The organism is Leclercia sp. GHBNCSD (assembly GCF_055805075.1).
Map to the genome: position 1 here is coordinate 84,940 of NZ_JBQVYO010000002.1, position 22,426 is coordinate 107,365.

The window sequence follows — 22,426 nt, forward strand, 5'->3', positions numbered from 1 at the left end:
GATCCTGTTGTGATAAAGCAGACACGCATGGCCGTGGCGGTTTCGCTCGCCCTGGCAAATCTTCCTGCGGCCGTTTTCGCCGCGGAATCCACCGCCGTCAACGAAGATGAGCTGGTCGTGACCGCGACCGGCTTCAGCCAGGAGCGTCGCGAGGCACCAGCAACCATCTCGGTGGTGAATGAAAAGGAGCTGAACACCCGCTCTAACCAGAACGTCACCGAAGCCCTGCGCGAGATGCCGGGTCTTCTGGTGGGTAACGGCCACGGCAGCCTGGCGACTGGCGATGTCCAGATGCGCGGGATGGACTCCACCTATACCTCCTACATGGTGAACGGCATCAAACAGGCCACCCGCGAATCCCGCCCGTACGGCCACCATATCGGTACCGAGGCCGCCTTTATGCCACCGCTGGCCGCCATCGAGCGCATCGAAGTGATCCGTGGGCCGATGTCATCCCTGTATGGTTCTGACGCCATCGGCGGCGTGGTCAACGTCATCACTAAAAAAGCGTACAACCTGGAGAAGTGGACCGGCGTCCTGGAGGATAACTACTTCCTGCAAGAGAAGAGCGAGTACGGCAACACCAACCAGACCAATGCCTTTGTGATGGGCCCGGTGATCCCCGGTAAACTGGGGGTGAGCGTGGCCGCGGATTATCTCGACCGTCGCGACGATGACAGCGTCAACGACGAGCGTTTTGTAAAGCATCAGTCCGGCAACCTGGACGCGACGATCGCCCTGTCGCCAACGGAGACCCAGCTCTGGGATCTGAATGCTACGAAAGGGAATCAGGAGAAAACGCATAACGATAAACAGTGGTACTGGGGCTTCGACCGCGACGCGGCTTCGCTGTCGCAGCACGCCTGGTATGGCGACATACTGGAGGTGAAGAACTTCGTCAGCTACGAGAAAGCGAAAACCGAGTACCGCGTGCCGGGAATGGCATCACAGTTTATTACCCAGAAAAACTACGAGGCGAACAGCGCCAACACCTTTACCCTCGGCGACCACAAGCTGACGCTGGGCATCAACTTTACCCGCAATGAGCTGGATGATGAGTTCGGCATTAAAGATAAAGAGGCGCCGGGCGTAACGCCGGTGAGCGAAATATCGCGCAACGGCTGGGCGGTATTCGCCGAAGATGCGTGGATGATCGTCCCGGATTTCACCTTAACGACCTCGGCGCGTCTGGATCACGACAGCTACTTTGGTTATCACGTCACGCCTAAGCTCTACGGCAACTGGACCCTTGATGAAAACTGGGCGCTGAAGGGCGGTGTGTCGGCGGGCTATAAAAAACCGGATCTGCGCCAGAATAATGCCGGCTTTACCAGCGTGTATGGGGCTTATCCTTATTCGGAAATAGGCATCGGTAATGACGATCTGAAACCGGAGGAGAGCGTCAACACCGAGCTTGGGGTCTACTGGCAGCAGGATGCGCTGGCGCTGGACGCGACCGTCTTCTACACCAAATTCAAGGACAAAATCAGCGACCGGGTCATTTGCACCGCGTCGGTCTCGCAGCAGTGCAGGTATAATGGTTACGTCGCTGACTCTGTCTTCCAGTATTTCAACGTCAGCGATGCCGAAATCTACGGTGTGGAGCTGAACGGCGACTGGCAGGTCACCTCATCGTTGAGAGCCAATGCCAACTATACCTGGACTCACAGCGAACAGCAGAGCGGCGAGTATAAGGGTTACGCCCTGAGCGACTTCCCGGAAAGCATGGCTAACGTCTCTCTGACATGGCAGGCGCTAAACGACCTGGAGTTATGGAGCAAAGCGAGCTGGCGCAGCACCTCACCGGACATCGGTAAATCCAGCGAAACAGAAGCCTACGCGCTGGTCGATTTAGGGGCACGTTACCATCTGAACAAGAACGTTACGTTAATGACCGGCATCTATAACCTGTTTGACGCAAACCCGATTTACCGCACCTCGTACAACCAGTCTTCGATGCTGGAAGGCCGCCGCTATAACTTCGGCGCCCGTATCGAGTTCTGAACCTTACTGCCGGAGCCGTCGTGCTCCGGCTTCTGCAATTGTTATTCCTCGCTTTTCTGCCACAGAAAGTGATTATCAAACCCGCCGACATGTGATACTTAGATTGGGAGACAACAAACCAGGATAACGAGAGATGTCGCAGAACAAAATTGCCCACAAAGTACAAAACCTCCAGTCATCGGCGATCAGAGAACTATTAAAACACAGCAAGATGGAAGGGGTGATTTCACTCGGCGGGGGCATTCCCAATCCGGATCTTTTCGATCGCGAAGGGCTGGAAATGGCAATGGAAAAGGTGCTCTCCAGCACCTGGAAGGATGCTTTTCAGTACGGTCTGAGCGAAGGTAGCCCGGAACTGCGCGGCGAAATCTGCCAGCTGCTGAGCGGCAGGGGGATCCGCTGCGGTATCGACGAGGTGGTTGTCACATCCGGTTCCCAGCAGTCACTGGATATTCTGGCGCGCGCGCTGATCAATCCGGGCGACATTGTTGTCGTTGAACGTCCAACCTATCTCGCGGCCCTGCAGGTTCTGCAGTTAGCCGAGGCTAACCTGATGTCGGTGGGTACCGACGGCGAAGGGATGATCGTTGATGAGCTCGAAGCGCTGGTTAAGACCACGCCGATTAAGGCGGTCTACATCGTACCGACGTTTGGCAACCCAGGCGGCGTAACGCTGACAGAGCAGCGCCGCAAGCAGTTGGTGGAGTTAGCGCAGCGCTACGATTTTGTGATTATCGAAGACGATCCCTACGGCGAAATCAATTTTACCGACAACACCTTCACGCCATTAAAAGCCTGGGCGGCAGAGATGGGGTGCAGCGATAACGTGATTTACACCTCGACCTTTTCAAAAATCCTCGCGCCGGGGGCAAGGGTAGGCTGGTTAGTGCTGCCGGACTGGGTGAAGCGTCAGGTGGTGATCCTCAAGCAAGCCACCGATTTACACACCAGCACATTGTCGCAGTCGCTCACTTATCACTATCTCACCACGGGACGACTGGCGGGACAAATCGCGCTGATCCGTGACGCCTATAAACACAAATGCGAGATCCTCTGCCAGGCGGTGGAGCGCGAAATGGGCGATCACCTGACGTTCCACAAACCGATGGGCGGCATGTTCCTGTGGGCGAAATTTAAATATGAGATGAATACTACCGAGTGGCTGAAAAAGACCCTCAACAACGGCGTGGTCTACGTGCCAGGGGAGTTCTTCTACTGTAACGAGCCGGATCACAACACGCTGCGCATGTCATACGTCAGCGTCACGGATGAAAATCTGCAAGAGGCGGTCGCACGGTTAAAAGCCTCCTTATAAGGGGCGCGGAAGTAAAACGGGTGGCGAAGGCCACCCGAATCATTGACTTAGCTGCGGATAAAATCGAGTAAGTCTTTGTTGATCGTATCAGGGTGCGTGGTGTGCATCCCGTGAGGATAGCCTGGATAAACTTTCAGCGTGCTGTTGCTGATAAGTTCATCCTGAAGCAGGCTGGCATTCTTATAAGGCACCACCTGATCGTCATCACCCTGCAAAATAAGCACCGGCACGGTGATCGCTTTCAGATCGTCGGTCTGGTCCGTCTCGGAAAAGGCTTTAATACCCTCATAGTGCGCTTTCGCGCTGCCAATCATCCCTTGCCGCCACCAGTTCTGAATAGTCCCCTGGGATATTTCAGCCCCCGTTCGGTTGAAGCCGTAGAAGGGGCCCGTCGCCACGTCGAGATAAAATTGCGCCCGGTTTGCGGCCAGCGCTTTACGGAATCCATCAAAAACCTCCAACGGTGTACCGCCTGGATTTTCCGGCGTTTTCACCATTAACGGCGGTACGGCGCTGATTAAAACCGCTTTCGCCACGCGACCCTGCGGTTGACCGTATTTCGCCACATAGCGCGCAACCTGTCCGCCGCCGGTGGAGTGACCAACATGGACAACGTTACGCAGATCCAGATGTTCCACAACGGCAGACACATCGGCGGCGTAGTGATCCATATCGTGTCCATCGCTGACCTGACTTGAGCGGCCATGACCACGACGGTCGGAGGCAATAACGCGGAAACCTTCAGCTAAAAAGAACAACAGCTGGTTATCCCAGTCGTCAGCGCTTAATGGCCAGCCGTGGTGGAAGAAAATGGGCTGTGCATCTTTAGGACCCCAATCTTTATAGAAGATACTGACATCATCGTTGGTGGTAACAAATGACATGATAGACCTCTCGGGGAATAAAAGAACCTGAGTGAAGTGGGCTGCGTCCGCAGTTAAAGACGTACAGCCGCTAAGAAGTCTAGTTGAGAAGATTAACGATTGCTTCCTCCCAACGAAAACGCATGCGTTCTGCGCAGTCGGCTGAGGCTAAACAACACTGAAGCGACAGACGCAGCAACTGCGACCCACAGGGCGAAATGGACAGCCCGTTCATTTAACGTCTGGCCGGTTACCGGCGAGATGAGGGTCAGCAGGATACCTACAACAGCGGCGCCCAGGCACTGCCCGAAAGTTCGGGCAATGGATAATACCCCGGATGCATAGCTTGCCTGTTCGCGAGCAACATTCGACAACATTTCCCGGTTGTTAGGACTTTGAAAACATCCAAATCCGATGCCGCAAACCAGGCTACGCAGGCAGATATCCCATACGGAAGGCGAGGCGGGCAGCATCGCCAGCAGAATCAACCCCACAACAAAGATGGCCAGCCCAAGAGTCGAGATCAGCGGCGCAGAAACCGTGTCTGCCCAGCGGCCGGCGTGGGGCGCGATCAGCACAATACCTATAGGCCAGGGCACGAACAGCAGCGCGGATACAACGGGGCTGTAGCCATATACGCTCTGAAACAGGAAAGGCAACGCAACAAAGGTGATCCCCTGGCTGACAAAAGAGGCCAGTGACGTTAATGCCGCGAGGGTGAAACGTCCGTTCTTGAATATAACGGGCGGCAGTATGGGTGACCTGGCGCGGCGAATATGCCAGATAAACAGCATCGTGCTGAACAGGGCGAGAAGCCCCCAGCAGACCGCCACCTGGTGAAGGCTGTTCGCCGCCATAATCATTGCCCCCAAAAGGGTCGCTGACAGCAGCGCGCCAGGAAGGTCAAACGCAGTTTTGCCGGACGTTGTTTTTCCGGGTAGCGCCCTGAAAGCCAGCAACAAGGCTAAGGTTCCCGGAAATATGTTAATGGCAAACAACCATTGCCAGCTCAGGGTATCCAGTATCGTGCCGCCCAGCACCGGGCCAATGGCGGTGCTGGATGCTATAAGCAGGGCATGCAGACCCAGCACGCGGCCAAGCAGTCGTCCCGGGAAAACGCCGCGCAGGATCGCCGGAGCAATACTTAACGTCGCCGCGCCGCCGATCCCCTGCAGGATACGCATTGCTACAAGCATTTCTGGGGTAGTTGCCAGTGCGCAGCCCAGTGAGGTCAGCGTAAAGGTGGCGAGCCCTGACAGAAAAATGGGGCGAGTGCCATAGATCGTCGCGAGGGAGGCGAAAATCATCAACGTCATTGCCGCAGAGAGCAGATAACCGTTGGCGAACCAGACCGCGTAGCTTGCAGGCACCTGCATCGCTTGCGCCATAGAGGGCAGGGCAATGTTGATCATGGTGCCATCAAACACCCCCATCAGGGTGGTCATCATTACGGCGATCATCACCCGGGCGCGCGCCGGGCCAGGCAGCCCCTCATCACCGGGTTGGTTTGAAAATAGCGTCATCATCTGAACTCCTTAAGGGGGGTTTAATGACGAAACTATAAGCACGAGGTATATAAGGCGGAAGACGCATGGTTTACACTTAATCATTGCACCGAACGCCTTATCTGAGGTTTATTATGTCCGATCCCGATTTTAATCTGTTGGTCGCCCTCGACATTCTGCTGGCAGAAGCGAGCGTGGCCGGTGCTGCACGGCGCTTAAACCTGAGTGCATCTGCCATGAGCCGCACGCTCAACAGGCTGCGCGAGGTGACAGGCGATCCGATTCTGGTGCGGGCCGGACGAAATATGGTGCTGACCCCCTGGGCAGAAGCCTCCCGGGATCGCGCCAGAAATGCGGTTCAGGAGGCGAGGGCAGTGTTGCAGCCGTCAATGGAGACGCTCAGGCTGGAAAGTCTGGCGCGCCTGTTCACTATCCGGGCCAACGATGGATTTGTCGTCGCGTTTGGCCCGGCGCTGATTGCCGCGGTGGCGGAGGCCGCCCCGGATGTCTGTCTCCGTTTTGCGCCCAAGCCTGAAAAAACGTCGCGCTATCTGCGCGAGGGGCTGGTCGATCTGGAAATTGGCGTCCAGGGCAATATGGGGCCGGAAATTCGCCTGCAGCGACTTTTTCAGGACCGGTTTGTCGGCGCCGTGCGTAAGACGCATCCGCTGGCATCGTTACCGGAAATCAGCGTAAAGGATTATGTTGCCTGGGGCCATGTGGTGGCCGCGCCCAATGGATCATTACATGGGTTTGTGGATGATGCACTGGCGGAGTCAGGTCTGTCGCGTAAGGTAGCAAGCGTGGTGCCTGGCTTTCCGACGGCGTTGTCCGTGGCGCTGGCATCGGATCTTATCGCCATGGTTCCGGCGTTGTATTTGCAAAACCCGCAGATGACAGAGCAACTGCATGTATTCGAACTGCCGTTCAAGACCCGTGCCATCACGGTGTCGCAGATGTGGCATCCGAGAATGGAAAAAGATCCCGGTCATCGATGGCTAAGAGAAAAAGTGCTTGAGGTGTGTCGGAGTGTACGGTGATGAATGAGAAGTTGAGGCGAGGGGATAAAGCTGGGCGCGTAATACGAGGCCCGGTACGTCTGCGTTGCTGCCATAGATCGCATTTAACATAATATACATTATGCGCACTAACATGGTGATAGCAAAATTATAATGTCCGGTCTGGGCAGTTCACAGTAAGATTCAGCATCGATGGATTCCGATGATGGCACATTCAGCTGTGTTTTTCGTTTTGGATTTTGTCGACCGGCGTTTGACCACTCAGATGGTCGCGCAGCGGCTGGGTATCTCCGATCGTCAGTGCAGATGCCTTCTGTCGCGTTACCGTGAAACTGGCCCACCAGGTATGGCTAACGCCTGATGGTCTTGCCCGGTACGCACTCAATATTATCCGAGAACGCTATACCGACTTCGGGCCGACGCTTGCAGGTGAAAAACTCGCAGAACTGCACGATGTTCACCTGTCCAAAGAAACGGTCCGGTCGCTATTCAGGGTTTATCCCCCGGATGAATACCAGAAGATATCCCCCTACAACTTCATGTTATACAGGACCCTATTGCCTTTATCGCATCATCAGTTGTCCGGTCTCTGTGCCCGGTGTAGCCGATCGCGGATCTTATCGACTGATGATTTAATGTCAGCAACTGCATCCGCATCCATTCCAAGGGTATCCACAATACAGCGCGTGATATTGCTGGCCTCAATTTTCAGTGTATCCCCCTTCTCTGTCAGATGAATAAGCACTTCACGTTCATCCTTCGGATTGCGTGTCCGGGTGATCAACCCCGCGCTCTCCAGCCGCTTAAGTAAAGGCGTGAGCGTGCTGGACTCAAGGAAGAGTATTCCACTCAGCTCCTTCACTGTGCGTCCATCCTGATTCCACAACGTGATCATCACCAGGTACTGGGGATAGGTTAATCCCAGCTTATCGAGCATTGGGCGATAGAGCTGCGTAAACGCATGTCCCGCGGAGTATAGCGAGAAGCAGAGCATGCCGTGCACATCCGGGAGTAAATCCCCGGTATTTATCTCTTTAGTCATATGTCCTCCAGTCCTTCTAAAATAATTTGTGTACGATTTAATTGCAAGCGATTGACAACAACAAAAAGTAATGCCAGATTAATTCACACACAAACAAGTCGTGCACAAATCAATTGCGCAGCAACATACAATTCATAACAGGAGAACGATATGTCCACATTCACAACGACAGACGGGACTGGCATTTTCTATAAAGACTGGGGTTCAGGTCAGCCAGTCCTCTTTGCTCACGGATGGCCGTTATCGTCAGACGCCTGGGATCAGCAGATGCTCTTCTTCAGCCAGAATGGCTTCAGAGTCATCGCTCATGACCGGCGCAGCCACGGGCGTTCGGACCAGACATTCCATGGCAACAATATGGATCGGTATGCTGACGATCTGGCCGAACTTATTGAAGCACTGGATCTGAAGGACCTGATTTTAGTAGGCCATTCCACAGGGGGTGGCGAAGTTGCACATTATATCGGTCGTCATGGTACTTCCCGTGTAGCTAAAGTTGTTTTGGTTGGCGCAGTACCTCCTCAGATGCTCCGGACGGATGCTAACCCCGACGGCACTCCGCTGGAGGTATTTGATGCCATTCGCGAAGGAACGGCTAAAAACCGTGCTCAGTTCTTCTTTGACCTGACCATTCCATTCTATGGCTTCAATCGCGACCATGTACCAACCAATGACGGGCTGCGGGAAAACTTTCGCAGGATCGGGCTGCAGGGAGGTATTAAAGGACAATATGACTGCATCCATGAGTTCTCCGAGGTCGACTACACACGCGATCTGCAGCAGATTGATCGCCCTACTCTGATTATTCATGGTGACGATGACCAGATTGTGCCCATTAAGGCATCAGCACACCGCGCCGCTGAGATCGTTGCGCACGCCACACTGAAGATATATGCCGGCGGCTCACATGGTCTGGCTGAGACAGAGGCCGACCGCTTTAATGCTGACGTACTGGGCTTTATTCGCGGCTAACGAGGTGGCCTGTTCCATACAGGCCACATCCATCATACGCATACCTCATCAACTGAGTTAAAGGGAAACTATCATGTCTAAATTTGCTGCCTCCCTCGCTATTGCTACCGCTCTGCTGTCTGCCAGTGCTTTCGCCGAAACCGCAAAGCCGACTGTTGTCCTGGTTCATGGAGCCTTTGCTGACTCATCTAGCTGGAATGATGTCACCCGTATCCTGCAAAAAGATGGGTATAACGTCGTTGCAGCGGCTAATCCGCTGCGCAGTGTTTCGACTGATGCGGCTTACGTCTCTTCTGTTGTGAGCAATATTAAAGGACCTGTGGTACTTGTCGGACATTCCTATGGCGGCCAGGTAATAACGAACGCAGCCCGGGAAACGAAAAATGTTAAATCACTGGTTTATGTCGCCGCATTTGCTCCTGACGCGGGTGAAGCTGCCGCTGAACTGGCGGGGAAATTCCCCGGAGGCACGCTTGGCGAGGCGCTTTCCACGCCGGTTAAGCTGGCTGATGGTAATGTCGATCTGTCCATTGAGCAGTCGAAGTTCCACCAGCAATTCGCTCATGACGTGTCAGCTGAAAAAGCTGCGCTGATGGCGGCAGGACAACGACCCGTGACCGAAGCAGCATTAACTGAAAAATCGGGAGCCCCCGCCTGGAAAACAGTGCCCTCTTACTTCATTTATGGTGATGGCGATAAAAATATCCCTGCCCAAAGTTTGCGTTTTATGGCTGAACGCGCGGGATCAAAGCACACCGTGGTGATCAAAGGGGCATCTCATGTCGTGATGGTTTCTCATCCTCAGGACGTAGCCACACTTATTGAGGAAGCCGCGAAATAAATGTCTCTGTCCTCTCTTTGACGCCCTTCCCCGTCAGAGGCACTGTCCCGGACTTTTTTCTGCGGTGCAACCGCCGGGGTATACAGTGTCTGCTGCCTTCGAAATAAACAGAAGAGAGATCGTCCGCCTGCGGTAAAGGCGGGCGTTTTCTCTATCTTCGCGAACGAGTCCCCATTTTTAAAAATGGATACGGTTCTTTATCTGACAAGCCCCGACAGAAACAGATATCAGTGTCCAGACAGGCGGGTAATTTCTGCTTATCCTATACTCAGCTAAAGAATATTGTGGTGTAGATGAAAATATCAAAAACGCGCATAAGTCGTTGAGGTTCTATGAAATTCCCCGGCATACCGGAAAATGAAGAAGAAAGACTAAAGTCGCTTTATCTCGCAGACCTGCTTGATACCAGAGACGATGAGCGTTTTGATCGTCTTACCCGGCTTGCCAGGCGAATCTTTCAGGTACCTGTGGTCCTGATAAGCCTGCTGGATCGCGAGCGACAATGGTTGATTGCATGCGAGGGTCTCGGTGTCCGGGAAACGCCACGTAATATCTCATTCTGTGGGCATGCCATTTTGCAGGATGGCGCTTTTATCGTTAACGATGCATCTGTTGATGAGCGTTTTCATGATAATCCCCTGGTCACCGGTGAACCTTACATCAGATTTTACGCTGGCTATCCGGTGCATCTCCCTGACGGAGAAGTGGCAGGTACGCTTTGCCTCATTCATACCATCCCCCGCAGCTTTAACGACGAGGATATTGCTTCACTCAAGGATCTGGCTTTCATTGTTGAGGATGAATTTCAGGTCATCGGCATGGCGATGACCGACAGTCTGACCGGAATAGCGAATCGGCGGGGTTTTTACCGGACAGGAGAAAAACGGTTCCGCGCCCTCACTGAGCGTAATACACCGTTCAGTCTTATCTTTTTTGATCTGGATAAATTCAAACCTATCAATGATCTTTGGGGACATGCTGAAGGCGATGAGGTTCTGAAAGTCTTCTCAGGACTGTTGTTTCAGTTCCTCAATCCCGGCGATATTGCCGGTCGGCTGGGTGGGGACGAATTCGCCGTGCTCATTACCACCCGGAGTGCTACGGAAGCTTTTTTGCATGCGCTTCGTCGGGGAGTGGACGATTACAACGAAAAATCAGGTAAACCCTATAACATCAATTACTCTTCTGGCGTTCTGCACAATGATCAGGGCCACTATTCGTCGCTTGACGAAATGATCAAAAAGAGTGACGAAGTGATGTACTCAGTGAAGCGCAGAAGACAGCTTTAAAAGGAGCGCTTTGCGCAGCAATCTTTAAGGTACCGTCGCAGCCACCGCTCTTCTTAACGTAACTGGCAATCAGCCTCACTTTACCGATGCATATCAGAGTGATAATGAGATATGCTGGTTTATCATGGAAAAATCTTAGCTGAACGCTGAATTACATCGCTAATCAAAGGGTGAAAAATGAAAAAAACAATCCCAGAATATACGCCTGTTGACTTATCTCGTTGGGCCAGGAAGGAACATTTTGCGGTATTTCAGTCTTTTGCTCAGAGCACCATTAACCAGACCGTTAATTTAGACATCACCGATCTGCTGAAACATATTAAAGATGTTGGCTGGAAGTTTTACCCTACTATCATCTCCATCATTTCTGAGGTGGTAAACAGGCATACCGAGTTTCGTATGGCTATGAAGGACGATGAACTGGTTATATGGAAGGAAGTTTATCCGAGCTACACCATTTTCCATAATGAAACGGAGACATTCTCATCAATATGGAGTTATTACGATGGCAATATGGCGCACTTCCAAAAAACCTATTCTGAGGACGTTGCACGCTACGGGAATAACCTTTCTTACTGGCCTAAGGGCGAGTCACCGGACAATATATTTTTCGTATCGGCTATTCCTTGGGCAACGTTTACCAGTTTCAATGTCAACGTTGCAAACATGAAGAACTTTTTCGCGCCCATGTTCACCTTTGGCAAATACTACGAACAGGATGGAAAGACCTTGTTGCCGCTCGCCGTTCAGGTCCATCATTCCGTTTGCGATGGTTTCCATCTGGCAAGACTGTTCAATGAAATACAAGAGATAATGAGCGACTTACCGCACCGCGCTTAAACTGGCCGCTTCTGTAGTTAAGCGAGAAACGGGTCCAGGCGATGACGATTATGTTAATGCTCTGCCCGCTTCCTGCCTTCCTCACCACATTTACCCATCTGTGCCTGGCATATGACAAAAAAAACCGCAAGCAGTTACCCGCTTGCGGCGACAGGCTCAGCGATGATGTGTTGATCAGGCAGCTTTAACTGCTCTGATTTTTTTACTGCCACCTTCATCTGACGCTGCTTTCTCTGCTGCTGTTGCGGCATTAAGATCGGGAAGTTTGCTGGTACGCAGAATATGCTGCACGGCCTCTTTCTGCTCGGCGAGATAGAGCCCCAGATTTTCAGCCTGCGTTTCATCCATCTGCATGTCACTTTGCAACAGCCAGTCGGTGAACGCTTCTGCGAGGTCGAGCAGTTTGTCGTGAGCGTCAGCCTCTTTCTTACTGGCAAATGTCATTTTCTCTTCACCTTTTCTTACGACAACATATTTTGTTTCAACAGCCATTATGCACCCCCTATACTGTAATTATATACAGTATAACACTTCCCGGTTTGTGTTGCAGCCAAAAATGCGCTGGGTAAACCTGCTTAATATGTTCGGGGGCGGCCCCCCTTCAATTACAACGCCTTATCGGTAAACAGCGGTACGTTACAGGACGTCGCAACGTGGTCCAGATAGCCGCTCAGGTAGTCCGGATACGGGAACGCTTTCACAATTGTCAGCGAGTTCAGCACCGGGAAAAGGTAAAAATCGGTGATGCTTATCGGGTGTCTGGCACGCAGATAAGGCTCGATTTTAGCCAGTTCATCCACCAGCGTATCGATACAGGCCTGACTATTGGCCAATAATGCCTCCAGATCGCCAAACGCTTTTATCTCACGCTGGGTATAGGCTTCGCGCGCGGCTGGGGTGGACAACTCTTGAAAATCTGCCCGGGTAAAACGTGGGATCGCCAGGTTAAAGACGGTGCGCGTGTTCTCTTTGCACCAGGCCTCAATCAGGGGATCGCATTCACCTTTAATCACCGGCGTGCCGTCAAGCTGATCGACATAATGGACGATATCCATGCTTTCCGGCATGTAAGCGCCCTCTTCTTTTTGCAGGATCGGCACGACCTTTCTGCCCACCATACGGGTTGGCGTTTCGACATCCCCTTCCATTATTACGCCCAGCTCGAAGGGCACCTTTTTAAGACCAAAGATCATTCTCGCGCGGATACAGAACGGGCAATGCTCATATACATAGAGTTTCATAGCGCTCTCTTTCTTTATACAGTTGGATGAGGGAGGAATGACCTGACAGGATCGGGCAAATCGGGTCAGGGTTACCAGTCTAACTTTAGTAGGTTGAAGTCAGCTGAAAATCAATCTTGTAATCAGTACAATAGATGTAACCACAATGTTAATTAGATATACATATGAAGTTATTTTCCACTCAACGTACAGATGTCTGGCTACTGACGCCCGACCGGGCAGAAAGATTCCAGCTTTTCCTGCTGGAAAATCGCTCACATTTCGCGCCCTTTGAGCCATTGCGTAATGAAGACTATTTCACACTGGATAGCGTGTCCCAACGGATTGCGAGTGCGCAGAAAGATTATGAAGCAAGAAAATGTCTGCAAATCGTTTTCACGTTAAAAGGTGAAAATAACATCATCGGCAGCATTAATTTCACCAATTTTATCTTTGGGGTTTTCCAGGCGTGCTATCTCGGTTTCTCTCTCGACCACGCTCATCAGGGGAAAGGACTCATGCAAGAGGCGCTTAAAGACTCTCTGGATTATGTACAGATGCATTACGGCTTTCACCGGATTATGGCAAACCATCTTCCTGATAACGCGCGCAGCAGTAGAACTGCTTGCCAGCCTCGGGTTTGTCAAAGAGGGCTATGCCCACTCCTACCTCAAGATAAACGGGATCTGGCAGGACCATGTCCTCAATTCCCTTGTTCTGCCAGAAGCGGAGTCAATGTCCTGAATCGCGGTGTTACGCTGGCCGGACCTTGTTCACGAACCACATTCCGGCCAGCATCGACAACACAAACAGCACTCCCTTCCCTGCGCCCGTACCCAGTAAGACCAGCGCCGGTCCGGGACAAATACCCGCCAGCCCCCAACCCAGGCCGAACAGAACAGCGCCCATCAGCAGCGCGCGGTCTACGGTGTTATTCTCCGGCAGCCGGATCGGCGCCCCGCAAAACGACGTTTGTTTGCCTTTAGCTAACCTGAAGCCGACTGTCCCCACCGCAATCGCCCCGAGCATCACGAAGGCAAGAGAGGGATCCCAGGGCTGAGAGAGATCCAGAAAGCCAAGCACCTTCTCCGGATTTGCCATCCCGCTTATCAGCAAACCCACGCCAAAAATCAGGCCACACAGAAACGCGGCAATGACCATTAACATATCTCCTCCTTAACCGAGCCAGAAACCGGTCAGCGTTGCGGTAATAATACCGACCGCCATAAAGGTCAGCGTGGCCGCCAGGGAACGTCTGGAAAAACGCGACAGTCCGCAGACGCCGTGCCCACTGGTACACCCGGATCCCAGACGCGTCCCGGCGCCCACCAGCAGGCCCGCCACAATAATCAGTGGCCACGAGGTTTGAACCGTTATCTCAGGTAAGGGAAAGAAAAGGCTGAACAGCAGAGGTGAACCGATAAGACCGGCTAAAAAGGCTATCCGCCACCCCTCGTTACGGGTCTGTTTCGTCAGCATCCCCGCCATAATGCCGCTGATCCCGGCGATTCGTCCGCAGAAATGAATCAGCAGTATGGCGGCAAGCCCGATTAACATCCCCCCCGCGAGGCTACTCAACGGCGTAAAGTGAGCGAAATCAACGATCATGATCGGTACCTTTCTGTGGGCAATAGAGGTCATATAAGGTGTTGAGCAGCGTGAAGATCCGCGGATCCTCAATCCGGTAGAAAATCTGTTTACCTGTACGTCGGGTCTCCACCAGCTTTAAACGCCGCAATACGCCCAGCTGCTGGGACAGGGTGGGCTGACGGATCCCCACCGCCTCTTCAAGCTGCGCGACGTTCGCTTCCCCCTGGCTTAACTGACACATCAACAGCAGTCTGTCGGCATTGGACAAACCGCGCAAAAGCTCCGCAGCCCCCAGTGCCGCCTGTTTCATTGCATCCTGAATATCGCTATTCGTAGTCACGATATGCACCCATAAATATACATATTTATATAATGTATTTTAGTATATTGTAAGCCGGGCCGCATAGCAAAAAAAACCGGCAGATGGCTGCCGGCATTTTTTTCTCCCCCATCTGGCCTGACCTTATAATTTCAGCTCAGGCACCAGCGCTTTTTTATCCGACATACAGCTTTGCCACGCTCTGCCCGGTTCGCCATTATCCAGCACTGACGAGGTACGATATTCTACGGTGCGGGTACGCTGATCGGGCCCCACATAGTCGAGGGTCGTCCAGCGGGTGTCGGCGTCTTTGCCCTCGGCGGTGAGTTCGATAGTCTGGTTTTTCACAATCTCGGCGCACTCTTTCGCCGCGGCCTCGACTTTACGAAACTTCTTCTCTTCGGGTGAAGTGCCCTCACCGGACATGGACATACAGCCGGTGAAGAGTAAACAGGCAAGGGTTAGAAGGCTGATTTTTTGCAGCATCACGCAGTCCTTAGTCATGAACAGGTTACTGCAAAAGCGTAGCTTATACGGCTACGCTCTTCCTGCGATCAGCATTTCCGTATCACGCTTTAACAACCGACACGCCCTGCCCAACCACCGCCTCAACCCAGCGACTGTCGGTATCCGGTTCAACTACTACGGTGTTAATGAGTGAAAGCTCGCCAATCAGGAAGGGTGAAGCGGTATTTATCTTCTCCGGCGACGCCAGCACCACCGTTTCGGCGGCCCTGCCGGAAAATGCACGCTTGATGCACGCTTCTTCATAATCACCGGTGGTTAACCCTGCTTCCGGGTGAATACCGGTTACTCCCATGAAAAAGAGATCTGCATGGATACGTTCGATACCCTCAATCGCGGCGGCTCCCACCGTGACGATAGAGTGGCGAAACAAACGCCCGCCAATCAGGATCACCTCAACCCGGGGATGGTCCACCAGCGCCAGCGCAATACCGGGACTGTGGGTGACCGCCGTAAAGGAGAGATCCGCCGGCAAGCAGCGAACCAGCTCGGTCGTGGTCGTCCCGCCATCAATCATCACCACCTGTCCCGGCGAGATAAGCTCAACCCCCTTCTGCGCCACCCGCTTTTTGGCGTCGATGCCAAGGTGGCTGCGCTCGGCAAAGCTGGATACCGCCTTAGATGCCGGCAGCGCGCCGCCATGCACCCGCTGTAAACGCCCCTCGGCTGCCAGCTCGCGCAGATCCCGGCGAATGGTATCTTCGGACACCTGAAATTCGATGCTGAGGGTTTTAGAGAGCACCTCCCCTTCGGTATTCAGTTTTTCAAGGATCAGTTGTTTGCGTTGACGGGTGAGCATGAGAGATTCCTGAGGCTGCATGTTTGATCTTGATATTGCACGAATGTGCAGACTATGATGGTCAATCTACCTATTCAGGAGGCATCGTGCAATCAACTCGTGCAGAAGTACGCATTCTCGACAGCAAAACGCTGTCAGATGACTGGTACACACTCAAAAAATATACCTTCGATTTGCGTCGTCGCAACGGGGAGTGGCAGCGTCAGAACCGCGAAGCCTACGACCGGGGAAACGGCGCAACCATCCTGCTCTATAACCGCGAAAAAAAAACGGTGATCCTCACCCGCCAGTTTCGCTTTCCGGTCTATATAAATGGTCACGACGGTTATCTGATCGAAACCGCCGCAGGCCTGCTTGATAACATGGCCCCGGAAAAGCGCATCAAAGCCGAAGTGGAAGAAGAGACTGGCTACCAGATTGACCAGGTGGAGAAGGTGTTCGAAGCCTTTATGAGCCCCGGCTCCGTCACCGAGAAGCTCTACTTCTACATCGCGGAATATCACTCTGGGGATCGCACCGGCGCAGGGGGCGGTATCGAGGCCGAAGGTGAAGATATCGAAGTGCTGGAATGGCCGATAGAACAGGCGCTCCAGGCCATTGATGATGGCACTATCGTCGACGGCAAAACCATCATGCTGCTCTACCACGTCGCTCTGAAGAAGATCGTCTAACATCCGCGCACCGACAGAAAGGGATTTCTGTCATGTCTGAAACCTCATCATCTACACTTCAGAAAAGAGCAAACTGGAGATGCCCGCATGACCGACTGGAACCCTGGCCTGTATCTGCAATATGGCGCGGAGCGCACCCGCCCCGCCTTAGAGTTGCTGTCCCGGATTGCGCTGGATAACGTTACCGATGTGGTCGATCTCGGCTGCGGACCGGGCAACAGCACGGCGCTGTTGCAGCAGCGCTGGCCCACGGCGCAGATAACCGGCGTCGATACCTCGCCCGCCATGCTCGCAGAAGCCAGAGCCACCCTGCCAGGCTGTCGGTTTATTGAGGCGGATATTCGCCACTACCGTCCCGAACGCACCCTGAGCGTGGTTTACGCCAATGCTTCCTTGCAGTGGGTAGAGAATCACTATGAGCTGCTGCCGCATCTGGTCTCAATGCTGAAACTGCACGGCGTACTGGCTATCCAGATGCCGGATAACGACCTGGAGCCCACCCACGTGCTGATGCGTGAGGTGGCGTTTGAACAGGATTATCCGGATCGCGGCCGGGCAGCGCTCCCCGGCGTCCATGCCTATTACGATATCCTGACCGAGGCGGGCTGCGAGGTGGATATCTGGCGTACGACCTATTATCACCAGATGGCCTCCCACCAGGCGATCGTCGACTGGGTAAGCGCCACCGGCCTGCGTCCGTGGCTTCAGGATCTCAATGAGAGTGAGCAGCAGCGCTATCTGCATCGCTATCATCAGCTGCTGGAGGAGCAGTATCCACTTCAGGAAAACGGGCAGATACTGCTGGCCTTTCCGCGGCTGTTTATCATCGCCCGACGCGCACCGTAGCTACGCTTTTGCCTCTTTCAGCAGCTGCTGGATCACCTGCTCCTGCTTGTCAGTATTCCCTTCGCCGAAAGAGGCGTAACGCAGTTGCCCTTTGGCATCGAAGAAGTAGTGTGCAGGCCAGTAGCGATTGCCAAAGGCGGTCCAGATTTTATAGTTATTGTCAGTCACCACCCGGTACGGCAGCTGCCATTTGTTAATGGCTTTTTGCACCGAGGCCAGCGGTTTCTCCCACGGGTACTCCGGGGTATGGACGCCGATCACCACCAGACCCTGTGACGAATATTTGTTGGCCCAGTCGCGAACGTACGGCAGCGAGTGCTGACAGTTAATGCAGTCCCAGGTCCAGAAGTCGATCAGCACCACTTTGCCTTTTAACGACGCCGGGCTGACCGGCTCGCCGTTGAGCCAGCCTGTACCACCTTCCAGAGAGGGCATCGCGCTGGTGGTGACCGGCTGTGCCACCGGCTGAAGGGTCGGCGGAGTCTGGCTCCCTGGCGCCAGTTGCAGCAGCGTTTTCTCCAGCCGGTCGGCCAGCCCGTTTGCCCCCTGAAAGAGGCTGTTCAGACCAAACGCCGTAAACGCAACGGACATCAGCATCATCACCCCCGCGGTTTTTCGCAGCCCCTCCATCAGACCCGATTTGGCTTTCAGGCGGGCGATAAGCGCCTGCCCACTGAAGCCAAGCAGCGCGAGCATTACTGCACAGCCGCTGCCATACGCTGCCAGCAGGCTGCCGGTGGCAATCGGGCTATGACCCGCGAGACTCAGGCTGAGAATGGCCCCTAACACCGGTCCGGCGCAGGGCGACCACAGCAGCCCGACCGCCAGCCCGGCGAGCACCGCCGAGGCTAAGCCGCGGGTAGAGTTGCTCCGGGAATTGATCATATTGCCGAGGCGTAACGCTGGCCCGGCGATACGCTGCGCTAAAGATGGGAAGATCAACGCCAGGGCGGCGAGACTCAGCAGCACCAGCGCCACCCAGCGTCCCACGATGGTGGCGCTCACCACCCAGTCGCTGGCGACGGCGATCAGGCTGGCGACCAGGGTAAACATCATCACCATACCGCACAGCATAGCGACAAGCTGACGCCGCTGGCCGCGGAATCCGGCGAACAGCAGAGGAATAACGGGAAGCGTGCAGGGGCTGAGCAGACTGACCATGCCGCCTAAAAATGCGATCACAAGAAACATAAACACCTCACTTACCAGTTGATAGTGAGGCCATTACAGCGTGGGGATGTGTTTGCGGTGTGTTGAGGGATAGGGTTTTTTGACAGGTGATGTATGGGCGTTGAGCGGAGATACATTGCGGTACAATTGGCGTGATGAAGGGTACGGGTATACATGTGGCTACCGAGGTGGTTCCGTTCACCTTACGTTCCTTGCTCCTCTGGTACAAAGGAACCGGTGAACGTGCCAGGGGGGCTCGCCGCCTCGCCCCGGCCTGCGGTCAACGCCTCAGCGATTTTCAGCCGGACACGAGCGTCGCTGTATGTCTTTTAACCTACTGTAATGATTCGATTGCTTTAGCATCGCTATGTTGTAGGCCGGGTAAGGCAACGCCGCCACCCGGCGATAGGGTACAAAATCAAACCATCGGCAACGTTATCCGTGCGCAAAGCCCCCCTTCAGCCCGGTTCACCAACTGCAACTCCCCGTTCAACTGCCCCGTAAGCTGTGCCGCTATCGCCAGCCCCAGCCCCGTCCCCCCGGTTTCCCGGTTACGGGAAGACTCCACCCGGTAAAAGGGCTGCAACACCGCCGCCAGCTCATGCTCCGGAATACCCGGCCCGTTATCCTCCACGGCAATCTGCACTCTGTTATCACCTGTCGTCAGCGTCACCTCTGCCTTATCGCCAAACTTCAGGGCATTATCCAGCAGATTGGTGAGGATCCGGTGCAGCGCCTGCGGACGGGTTGCAAAGGGCATGTGGTTTCTCGCCGCCGAGAACTGCACGTTTTTGCCGGTATCGCTGTAGTCACAGACCAGCGTATCAATAAAGGTATAAAGATCGACATTACGAACCGGTTCAGGCGCCACGCCGGACGAGCGCGCGTAGTCTATTCCCTCGCGCACCAGGCGCGTCATGCTGTCCAGGTCCTGGGTGAGCTTGTCGCGCAGATCCGGCTGATCGGCCATCTCCACGCGCAGCCGCATACGGGTAATGGGCGTCTGGAGATCGTGGGAAATAGCAGCCAGGATCTGCGCCCTCTCCTTCAGCGACGCCTGGATCCGCGCCTGCATGGCATTAAAGGCGCGCGCCGCCTGACGAACCTCCAGCGGCCCCTGCTCAGTGAGCGTCAGCGGATTGGGGCTGGTGGGTTCGAGCGTGTCCACTGCCCGGGTAAAGTGGGTAAAGGGCCGCACCACCTGGCGCACCGCCAGCCAGGCGCAGATCACCACCAACAAAAGCTGGATCACAAAGACCACCGGCAGCCAGCGGGCGACCGGGGGCATGCGGGGGGTGAGATCCAGCGTCAGCGGCGAGCCGTCGCTTAGCGTCAGGTGGGCCTGAATGTGCGAAACCGGCCCCGGCACCGCCGTGAAGCGCAGCGGATAGTGGGTTGCGAGCGTCTCCGTCAGGGTCCGGACTGCATCCCGTGAACGGGCATCGGCCGGAGGTGCCCCCGGCTCCCCTGGCCCCAATAGATAACGATAGTTTCCCCTCTCAAGACGCGGGAGCCATTGCGCCCGCTCATTGGCCGGCAGCCTGTCCAGAATCGCCACGCTGGTGGAAACATCATCTTCCAGATTGCCGAGCATCACGTGCCGGGCGCTGCTCATCCGCTCGGCCAGCACCAGCGTCAGGCTCAGACCATTGGCGAGCAGCAACCCCAGCAGGACAATCAGCAGCAGGCGGTAATGAAGCGAGCGCGGCCAGAGCCTCATTCTTTGGCCTCAATAATGCTGACGGGCATCGAAAAGACATAGCCTTCACTACGTACTGTTTTTATATACAGTGGTGTGCGCGCATCCTCATTTAAGCGCTGGCGCACCCGGCTGACCAGGAGATCGATTGAACGTTCAAACAGCTCTGCATCCCGCCCCTGGGTGAAGTTAAGCAGCTGATCGCGGGTTAATACGCGCTGAGGATGATCGACAAATACCCGCAGCAGACGGTACTCCGCCCCGCTCAACGCCACGATGGTCCCGGTAGCGTCAAGCAGATGACGGGCGCTGGTGTCGAGCTGCCAGTCGCCAAAGGCGATGATCCGTCCGGCTTCGGTCACCTGCAGATTGGGCGGCAGCGTGCGAAACCGGCGCAGTATCGCTTTGATCCGCGCCAGCAGCTCACGCGCCACAAAGGGTTTAACCACATAGTCGTCTGCGCCCATCTCGAGGCCCAGAATGCGATCCATATCGTCATGGCGCGCGGTCAGCATCAAAATCGGCAGATCCTTATGTTGACCGCTGCGCAGCTGGCGACAGAGCGTGAGGCCATCGTCCCCCGGCATCATGATATCCAGCACCACCATATCCACGGCCTGCCTGTCGAGCACGGCGCGCATCTCCTTGCCGTTGGCCGCACCCGTGGCGCGATAGCCGGACTTCACCAGGTAATCGACGATCAGCTCGCGTATATCTCTGTCATCATCCACGACAAGAATGTGATCGGTTGTCTCCACCCTAAGCTCCTGTTTTTCAGCGATGGGCAAAAAAATAGCATAGCTGGCTTATAACTTGTCCGCATCCACCACCGCTTTGACGAAATCCTGCGGATCTTCCTGGGCCGGATTGTGGCCGATATTGCCGGTAAAGGTGCGATGCTGATACTTGCCGGTAAATTTTGCCGCATACGCCGCAGGCTCCGGATGCGGTGCGCCGTTGTTATCACCTTCGATGGTGATGGTGGGCACGCTGATGGTCGGTGCGGCCGCCAGCTTCTGCTCATCGCTGTCGTAACGGCTTTCACCCCGCTCCAGCCCAAGACGCCAGCGATAGTTGCTGATGGTCACCGCCACGTGATCCGGGTTATCCAGCGCTTTGGCGCTGACGTTAAAGGTCGCATCGCTGAATTTCCAGCCGGGGGATGCCAGGGTCCAGATCAGTTTCGCAAAGTCGTGGGTGTTGGCCGCATACCCCTTCTCACCGCGCTCGGTGGCGAAGTAGAACTGATACCACCACTGCAGTTCGGCCTTCGGCGGCAACGGTTTCGCCCCCGCCTGCTGATTGCCAATCAGATACCCGCTCACCGAAACCAGCGATTTCACGCGCTCCGGCCACAGCGCCGCCACAATATCCGCCGTTCTCGCGCCCCAGTCGTAACCGGCAAAGACCGCGCGTTTGATTTTCAGGGCGTCCATCAGGTTAATCACATCTTTCGCCATGGCCGCCGGTTGGCCATTACGTGGGGTGGTAGAGGAGAGGAAACGCGTGGTGCCAAAACCGCGGTTGTACGGGACGATCACTCTGTAGCCTTTTGCCGCCAGCGCGGGAGCCACCTGGGCATAGCTCTGAATATCGTACGGCCATCCGTGCAGCAGGATCACCGGTTCGCCGTTTTTCGGCCCGATATCGACATAGCCAATATTCAGATCGCCTGCGTCAATCTGGTGGATCTGCTTAAAGGCCGCGTGATAATCGCTGCCTGCCGCCTCGGCCTGACAGGCGGATACGGTGGCAAATGAGAGGGTTAAGGCCAGGGTTGAGTAAGCCAGTTTGTTCATCATGGTGATTTCTCCGGGTCAGCTATTCGACCCGCTTATCTCATCACCCTGATGTATGGCGAATATGTGCAGATTTGGCCGTTTTGCAAGGCGGTGTA

24 protein-coding genes and 2 pseudogenes are annotated in these 22,426 nt (G+C 54.7%); 12 read left to right on the forward strand and 14 right to left on the reverse strand.

Annotated elements, in window-relative coordinates; genetic code table 11:
- The first annotated feature begins 9 nt into the window (after positions 1–9).
- Together ACT3IC_RS20625 and ACT3IC_RS20630 are read left to right on the forward strand one after the other, a co-directional pair.
- Entirely contained in the window at positions 10–2,004 is a 1,995-nt protein-coding gene (locus tag ACT3IC_RS20625) for a TonB-dependent receptor domain-containing protein (RefSeq protein ID WP_473479073.1), read from the forward strand.
- A 133-nt stretch (positions 2,005–2,137) separates the two neighbouring features.
- Complete coding sequence (locus ACT3IC_RS20630; RefSeq protein ID WP_473479076.1) at positions 2,138–3,319, forward strand: aminotransferase-like domain-containing protein; 1,182 nt, start codon at positions 2,138–2,140, stop codon at positions 3,317–3,319.
- 47 nt (positions 3,320–3,366) lie between these two features.
- Here the strand turns inward: ACT3IC_RS20630 and ACT3IC_RS20635 are convergent, their stop codons facing one another.
- Entirely contained in the window at positions 3,367–4,203 is an 837-nt protein-coding gene (locus ACT3IC_RS20635; protein ID WP_156654477.1) for an alpha/beta fold hydrolase, read from the reverse strand.
- A gap of 92 nt (positions 4,204–4,295) precedes the next feature.
- Positions 4,296–5,705 (reverse strand): MFS transporter, encoded by a 1,410-nt coding sequence (locus ACT3IC_RS20640; protein ID WP_473479502.1) that lies wholly within the window; start codon positions 5,703–5,705, stop codon positions 4,296–4,298.
- 116 nt (positions 5,706–5,821) lie between these two features.
- Here ACT3IC_RS20640 and ACT3IC_RS20645 point away from each other — a divergent pair, with 116 nt between their 5' ends.
- Together ACT3IC_RS20645 and ACT3IC_RS20650 are read left to right on the forward strand one after the other, a co-directional pair.
- Positions 5,822–6,727, forward strand: a complete 906-nt coding sequence (locus ACT3IC_RS20645; RefSeq protein WP_159338909.1) for a LysR family transcriptional regulator — start codon at positions 5,822–5,824, stop codon at positions 6,725–6,727.
- Between the two features lie 181 nt (positions 6,728–6,908).
- A pseudogene (locus ACT3IC_RS20650) lies at positions 6,909–7,194 on the forward strand (ISNCY family transposase); the annotation flags it as partial.
- An 86-nt stretch (positions 7,195–7,280) separates the two neighbouring features.
- Here the strand turns inward: ACT3IC_RS20650 and ACT3IC_RS20655 are convergent.
- Positions 7,281–7,748: a MarR family winged helix-turn-helix transcriptional regulator gene (locus tag ACT3IC_RS20655; RefSeq protein ID WP_325939820.1), complete on the reverse strand. Its 468-nt coding sequence runs from the start codon at positions 7,746–7,748 to the stop codon at positions 7,281–7,283.
- Between the two features lie 150 nt (positions 7,749–7,898).
- Between ACT3IC_RS20655 and ACT3IC_RS20660 the strand changes: the two genes are divergently transcribed.
- The 4 genes from ACT3IC_RS20660 (at position 7,899) to catA (ending at position 11,690) form a co-directional block, all read left to right on the forward strand.
- On the forward strand, positions 7,899–8,720 hold the full coding sequence (locus ACT3IC_RS20660; protein WP_156654474.1) for an alpha/beta fold hydrolase: 822 nt from the start codon (positions 7,899–7,901) through the stop codon (positions 8,718–8,720).
- 73 nt (positions 8,721–8,793) lie between these two features.
- On the forward strand, positions 8,794–9,561 hold the full coding sequence (locus ACT3IC_RS20665; RefSeq protein WP_159338912.1) for an alpha/beta fold hydrolase: 768 nt from the start codon (positions 8,794–8,796) through the stop codon (positions 9,559–9,561).
- Positions 9,562–9,893: 332 nt separating this feature from the next.
- The gene (locus ACT3IC_RS20670; protein ID WP_159338915.1) at positions 9,894–10,850 is read left to right on the forward strand and encodes a sensor domain-containing diguanylate cyclase; all 957 of its coding nucleotides are present in this window, start codon (positions 9,894–9,896) and stop codon (positions 10,848–10,850) included.
- Positions 10,851–11,027: 177 nt separating this feature from the next.
- Positions 11,028–11,690, forward strand: a complete 663-nt coding sequence (catA, locus tag ACT3IC_RS20675; protein ID WP_103179593.1) for a type A chloramphenicol O-acetyltransferase — start codon at positions 11,028–11,030, stop codon at positions 11,688–11,690.
- A 174-nt stretch (positions 11,691–11,864) separates the two neighbouring features.
- Here catA and ACT3IC_RS20680 read toward each other — a convergent pair whose 3' ends face one another.
- Positions 11,865–12,182, reverse strand: coding sequence for a YebG family protein (locus ACT3IC_RS20680; protein ID WP_103179592.1), 318 nt, complete (start codon positions 12,180–12,182; stop codon positions 11,865–11,867).
- A 113-nt stretch (positions 12,183–12,295) separates the two neighbouring features.
- Positions 12,296–12,931, reverse strand: a complete 636-nt coding sequence (grxB, locus tag ACT3IC_RS20685) for a glutaredoxin 2 (protein ID WP_156654471.1) — start codon at positions 12,929–12,931, stop codon at positions 12,296–12,298.
- A 164-nt stretch (positions 12,932–13,095) separates the two neighbouring features.
- Here grxB and ACT3IC_RS20690 point away from each other — a divergent pair.
- Positions 13,096–13,473, forward strand: a pseudogene (locus ACT3IC_RS20690) (GNAT family N-acetyltransferase); the annotation flags it as partial.
- Positions 13,460–13,654 carry a hypothetical protein gene (locus ACT3IC_RS20695; protein ID WP_473479526.1) on the forward strand — a complete coding sequence of 65 codons (195 nt, stop codon included), beginning with the start codon at positions 13,460–13,462 and terminating at the stop codon, positions 13,652–13,654. The pseudogene ACT3IC_RS20690 and the gene ACT3IC_RS20695, both read left to right, overlap by 14 nt.
- Before the next feature lie 9 nt (positions 13,655–13,663).
- Here ACT3IC_RS20695 and ACT3IC_RS20700 read toward each other — a convergent pair whose 3' ends face one another.
- The 5 genes from ACT3IC_RS20700 to ACT3IC_RS20720 form a co-directional block, all read right to left on the reverse strand.
- Positions 13,664–14,077 carry a DUF6691 family protein gene (locus ACT3IC_RS20700; protein WP_214421957.1) on the reverse strand — a complete coding sequence of 138 codons (414 nt, stop codon included), beginning with the start codon at positions 14,075–14,077 and terminating at the stop codon, positions 13,664–13,666.
- A 9-nt stretch (positions 14,078–14,086) separates the two neighbouring features.
- Positions 14,087–14,518, reverse strand: coding sequence for a YeeE/YedE family protein (locus ACT3IC_RS20705; RefSeq protein WP_420193457.1), 432 nt, complete (start codon positions 14,516–14,518; stop codon positions 14,087–14,089).
- A complete protein-coding gene (locus ACT3IC_RS20710; RefSeq protein ID WP_420193514.1) occupies positions 14,508–14,810 on the reverse strand; it encodes a metalloregulator ArsR/SmtB family transcription factor in 303 nt (100 codons plus the stop codon). Before ACT3IC_RS20710 ends, ACT3IC_RS20705 begins: the two co-directional genes overlap by 11 nt.
- A 153-nt stretch (positions 14,811–14,963) precedes the next feature.
- A complete protein-coding gene (locus tag ACT3IC_RS20715; protein ID WP_139156342.1) occupies positions 14,964–15,323 on the reverse strand; it encodes a hypothetical protein in 360 nt (119 codons plus the stop codon).
- Positions 15,324–15,387: 64 nt separating this feature from the next.
- The gene (locus ACT3IC_RS20720) at positions 15,388–16,143 is read right to left on the reverse strand and encodes a DeoR/GlpR family DNA-binding transcription regulator (RefSeq protein ID WP_473479085.1); all 756 of its coding nucleotides are present in this window, start codon (positions 16,141–16,143) and stop codon (positions 15,388–15,390) included.
- Positions 16,144–16,229: 86 nt separating this feature from the next.
- Here ACT3IC_RS20720 and ACT3IC_RS20725 point away from each other — a divergent pair, with 86 nt between their 5' ends.
- Together ACT3IC_RS20725 and tam are read left to right on the forward strand one after the other, a co-directional pair.
- Entirely contained in the window at positions 16,230–16,814 is a 585-nt protein-coding gene (locus ACT3IC_RS20725) for an NUDIX hydrolase (RefSeq protein WP_420193459.1), read from the forward strand.
- A gap of 87 nt (positions 16,815–16,901) precedes the next feature.
- Entirely contained in the window at positions 16,902–17,660 is a 759-nt protein-coding gene (gene tam, locus ACT3IC_RS20730; RefSeq protein WP_103179583.1) for a trans-aconitate 2-methyltransferase, read from the forward strand.
- Here tam and ACT3IC_RS20735 read toward each other — a convergent pair whose 3' ends face one another.
- From ACT3IC_RS20735 to ACT3IC_RS20750, 4 genes are all read right to left on the reverse strand, one after another.
- Positions 17,661–18,851 (reverse strand): cytochrome c biogenesis protein/redoxin, encoded by a 1,191-nt coding sequence (locus tag ACT3IC_RS20735; RefSeq protein WP_156654467.1) that lies wholly within the window; start codon positions 18,849–18,851, stop codon positions 17,661–17,663.
- A gap of 397 nt (positions 18,852–19,248) precedes the next feature.
- Positions 19,249–20,550, reverse strand: coding sequence for an ATP-binding protein (locus ACT3IC_RS20740; RefSeq protein ID WP_473479088.1), 1,302 nt, complete (start codon positions 20,548–20,550; stop codon positions 19,249–19,251).
- Entirely contained in the window at positions 20,547–21,287 is a 741-nt protein-coding gene (locus ACT3IC_RS20745; RefSeq protein ID WP_114387091.1) for a response regulator, read from the reverse strand. The genes ACT3IC_RS20740 and ACT3IC_RS20745 overlap by 4 nt, the downstream gene beginning before the upstream one ends.
- 48 nt (positions 21,288–21,335) lie before the next feature.
- Complete coding sequence (locus tag ACT3IC_RS20750; RefSeq protein WP_103179580.1) at positions 21,336–22,331, reverse strand: alpha/beta fold hydrolase; 996 nt, start codon at positions 22,329–22,331, stop codon at positions 21,336–21,338.
- Between the last annotated feature and the right edge of the window lie 95 nt (positions 22,332–22,426).

Excerpts from the sequence above, each read along its gene's own strand:
- ACT3IC_RS20630 (WP_473479076.1), top strand. The coding sequence starts at position 2,138 with ATGTCGCAGAACAAAATTGCCCACAAAGTACAAAACCTCCAGTCATCG.
- ACT3IC_RS20635 (WP_156654477.1), bottom strand. The coding sequence starts at position 4,203 with ATGTCATTTGTTACCACCAACGATGATGTCAGTATCTTCTATAAAGAT.
- ACT3IC_RS20640 (WP_473479502.1), bottom strand. The coding sequence starts at position 5,705 with ATGACGCTATTTTCAAACCAACCCGGTGATGAGGGGCTGCCTGGCCCG.
- ACT3IC_RS20645 (WP_159338909.1), top strand. The coding sequence starts at position 5,822 with ATGTCCGATCCCGATTTTAATCTGTTGGTCGCCCTCGACATTCTGCTG.
- ACT3IC_RS20655 (WP_325939820.1), bottom strand. The coding sequence starts at position 7,748 with ATGACTAAAGAGATAAATACCGGGGATTTACTCCCGGATGTGCACGGC.
- ACT3IC_RS20660 (WP_156654474.1), top strand. The coding sequence starts at position 7,899 with ATGTCCACATTCACAACGACAGACGGGACTGGCATTTTCTATAAAGAC.
- ACT3IC_RS20665 (WP_159338912.1), top strand. The coding sequence starts at position 8,794 with ATGTCTAAATTTGCTGCCTCCCTCGCTATTGCTACCGCTCTGCTGTCT.
- ACT3IC_RS20670 (WP_159338915.1), top strand. The coding sequence starts at position 9,894 with ATGAAATTCCCCGGCATACCGGAAAATGAAGAAGAAAGACTAAAGTCG.
- catA (WP_103179593.1), top strand. The coding sequence starts at position 11,028 with ATGAAAAAAACAATCCCAGAATATACGCCTGTTGACTTATCTCGTTGG.
- ACT3IC_RS20680 (WP_103179592.1), bottom strand. The coding sequence starts at position 12,182 with ATGGCTGTTGAAACAAAATATGTTGTCGTAAGAAAAGGTGAAGAGAAA.
- grxB (WP_156654471.1), bottom strand. The coding sequence starts at position 12,931 with ATGAAACTCTATGTATATGAGCATTGCCCGTTCTGTATCCGCGCGAGA.
- ACT3IC_RS20695 (WP_473479526.1), top strand. The coding sequence starts at position 13,460 with ATGTACAGATGCATTACGGCTTTCACCGGATTATGGCAAACCATCTTC.
- ACT3IC_RS20700 (WP_214421957.1), bottom strand. The coding sequence starts at position 14,077 with ATGTTAATGGTCATTGCCGCGTTTCTGTGTGGCCTGATTTTTGGCGTG.
- ACT3IC_RS20705 (WP_420193457.1), bottom strand. The coding sequence starts at position 14,518 with ATGATCGTTGATTTCGCTCACTTTACGCCGTTGAGTAGCCTCGCGGGG.
- ACT3IC_RS20710 (WP_420193514.1), bottom strand. The coding sequence starts at position 14,810 with ATGAAACAGGCGGCACTGGGGGCTGCGGAGCTTTTGCGCGGTTTGTCC.
- ACT3IC_RS20715 (WP_139156342.1), bottom strand. The coding sequence starts at position 15,323 with ATGACTAAGGACTGCGTGATGCTGCAAAAAATCAGCCTTCTAACCCTT.
- ACT3IC_RS20720 (WP_473479085.1), bottom strand. The coding sequence starts at position 16,143 with ATGCTCACCCGTCAACGCAAACAACTGATCCTTGAAAAACTGAATACC.
- tam (WP_103179583.1), top strand. The coding sequence starts at position 16,902 with ATGACCGACTGGAACCCTGGCCTGTATCTGCAATATGGCGCGGAGCGC.
- ACT3IC_RS20735 (WP_156654467.1), bottom strand. The coding sequence starts at position 18,851 with ATGTTTCTTGTGATCGCATTTTTAGGCGGCATGGTCAGTCTGCTCAGC.
- ACT3IC_RS20740 (WP_473479088.1), bottom strand. The coding sequence starts at position 20,550 with ATGAGGCTCTGGCCGCGCTCGCTTCATTACCGCCTGCTGCTGATTGTC.
- ACT3IC_RS20750 (WP_103179580.1), bottom strand. The coding sequence starts at position 22,331 with ATGATGAACAAACTGGCTTACTCAACCCTGGCCTTAACCCTCTCATTT.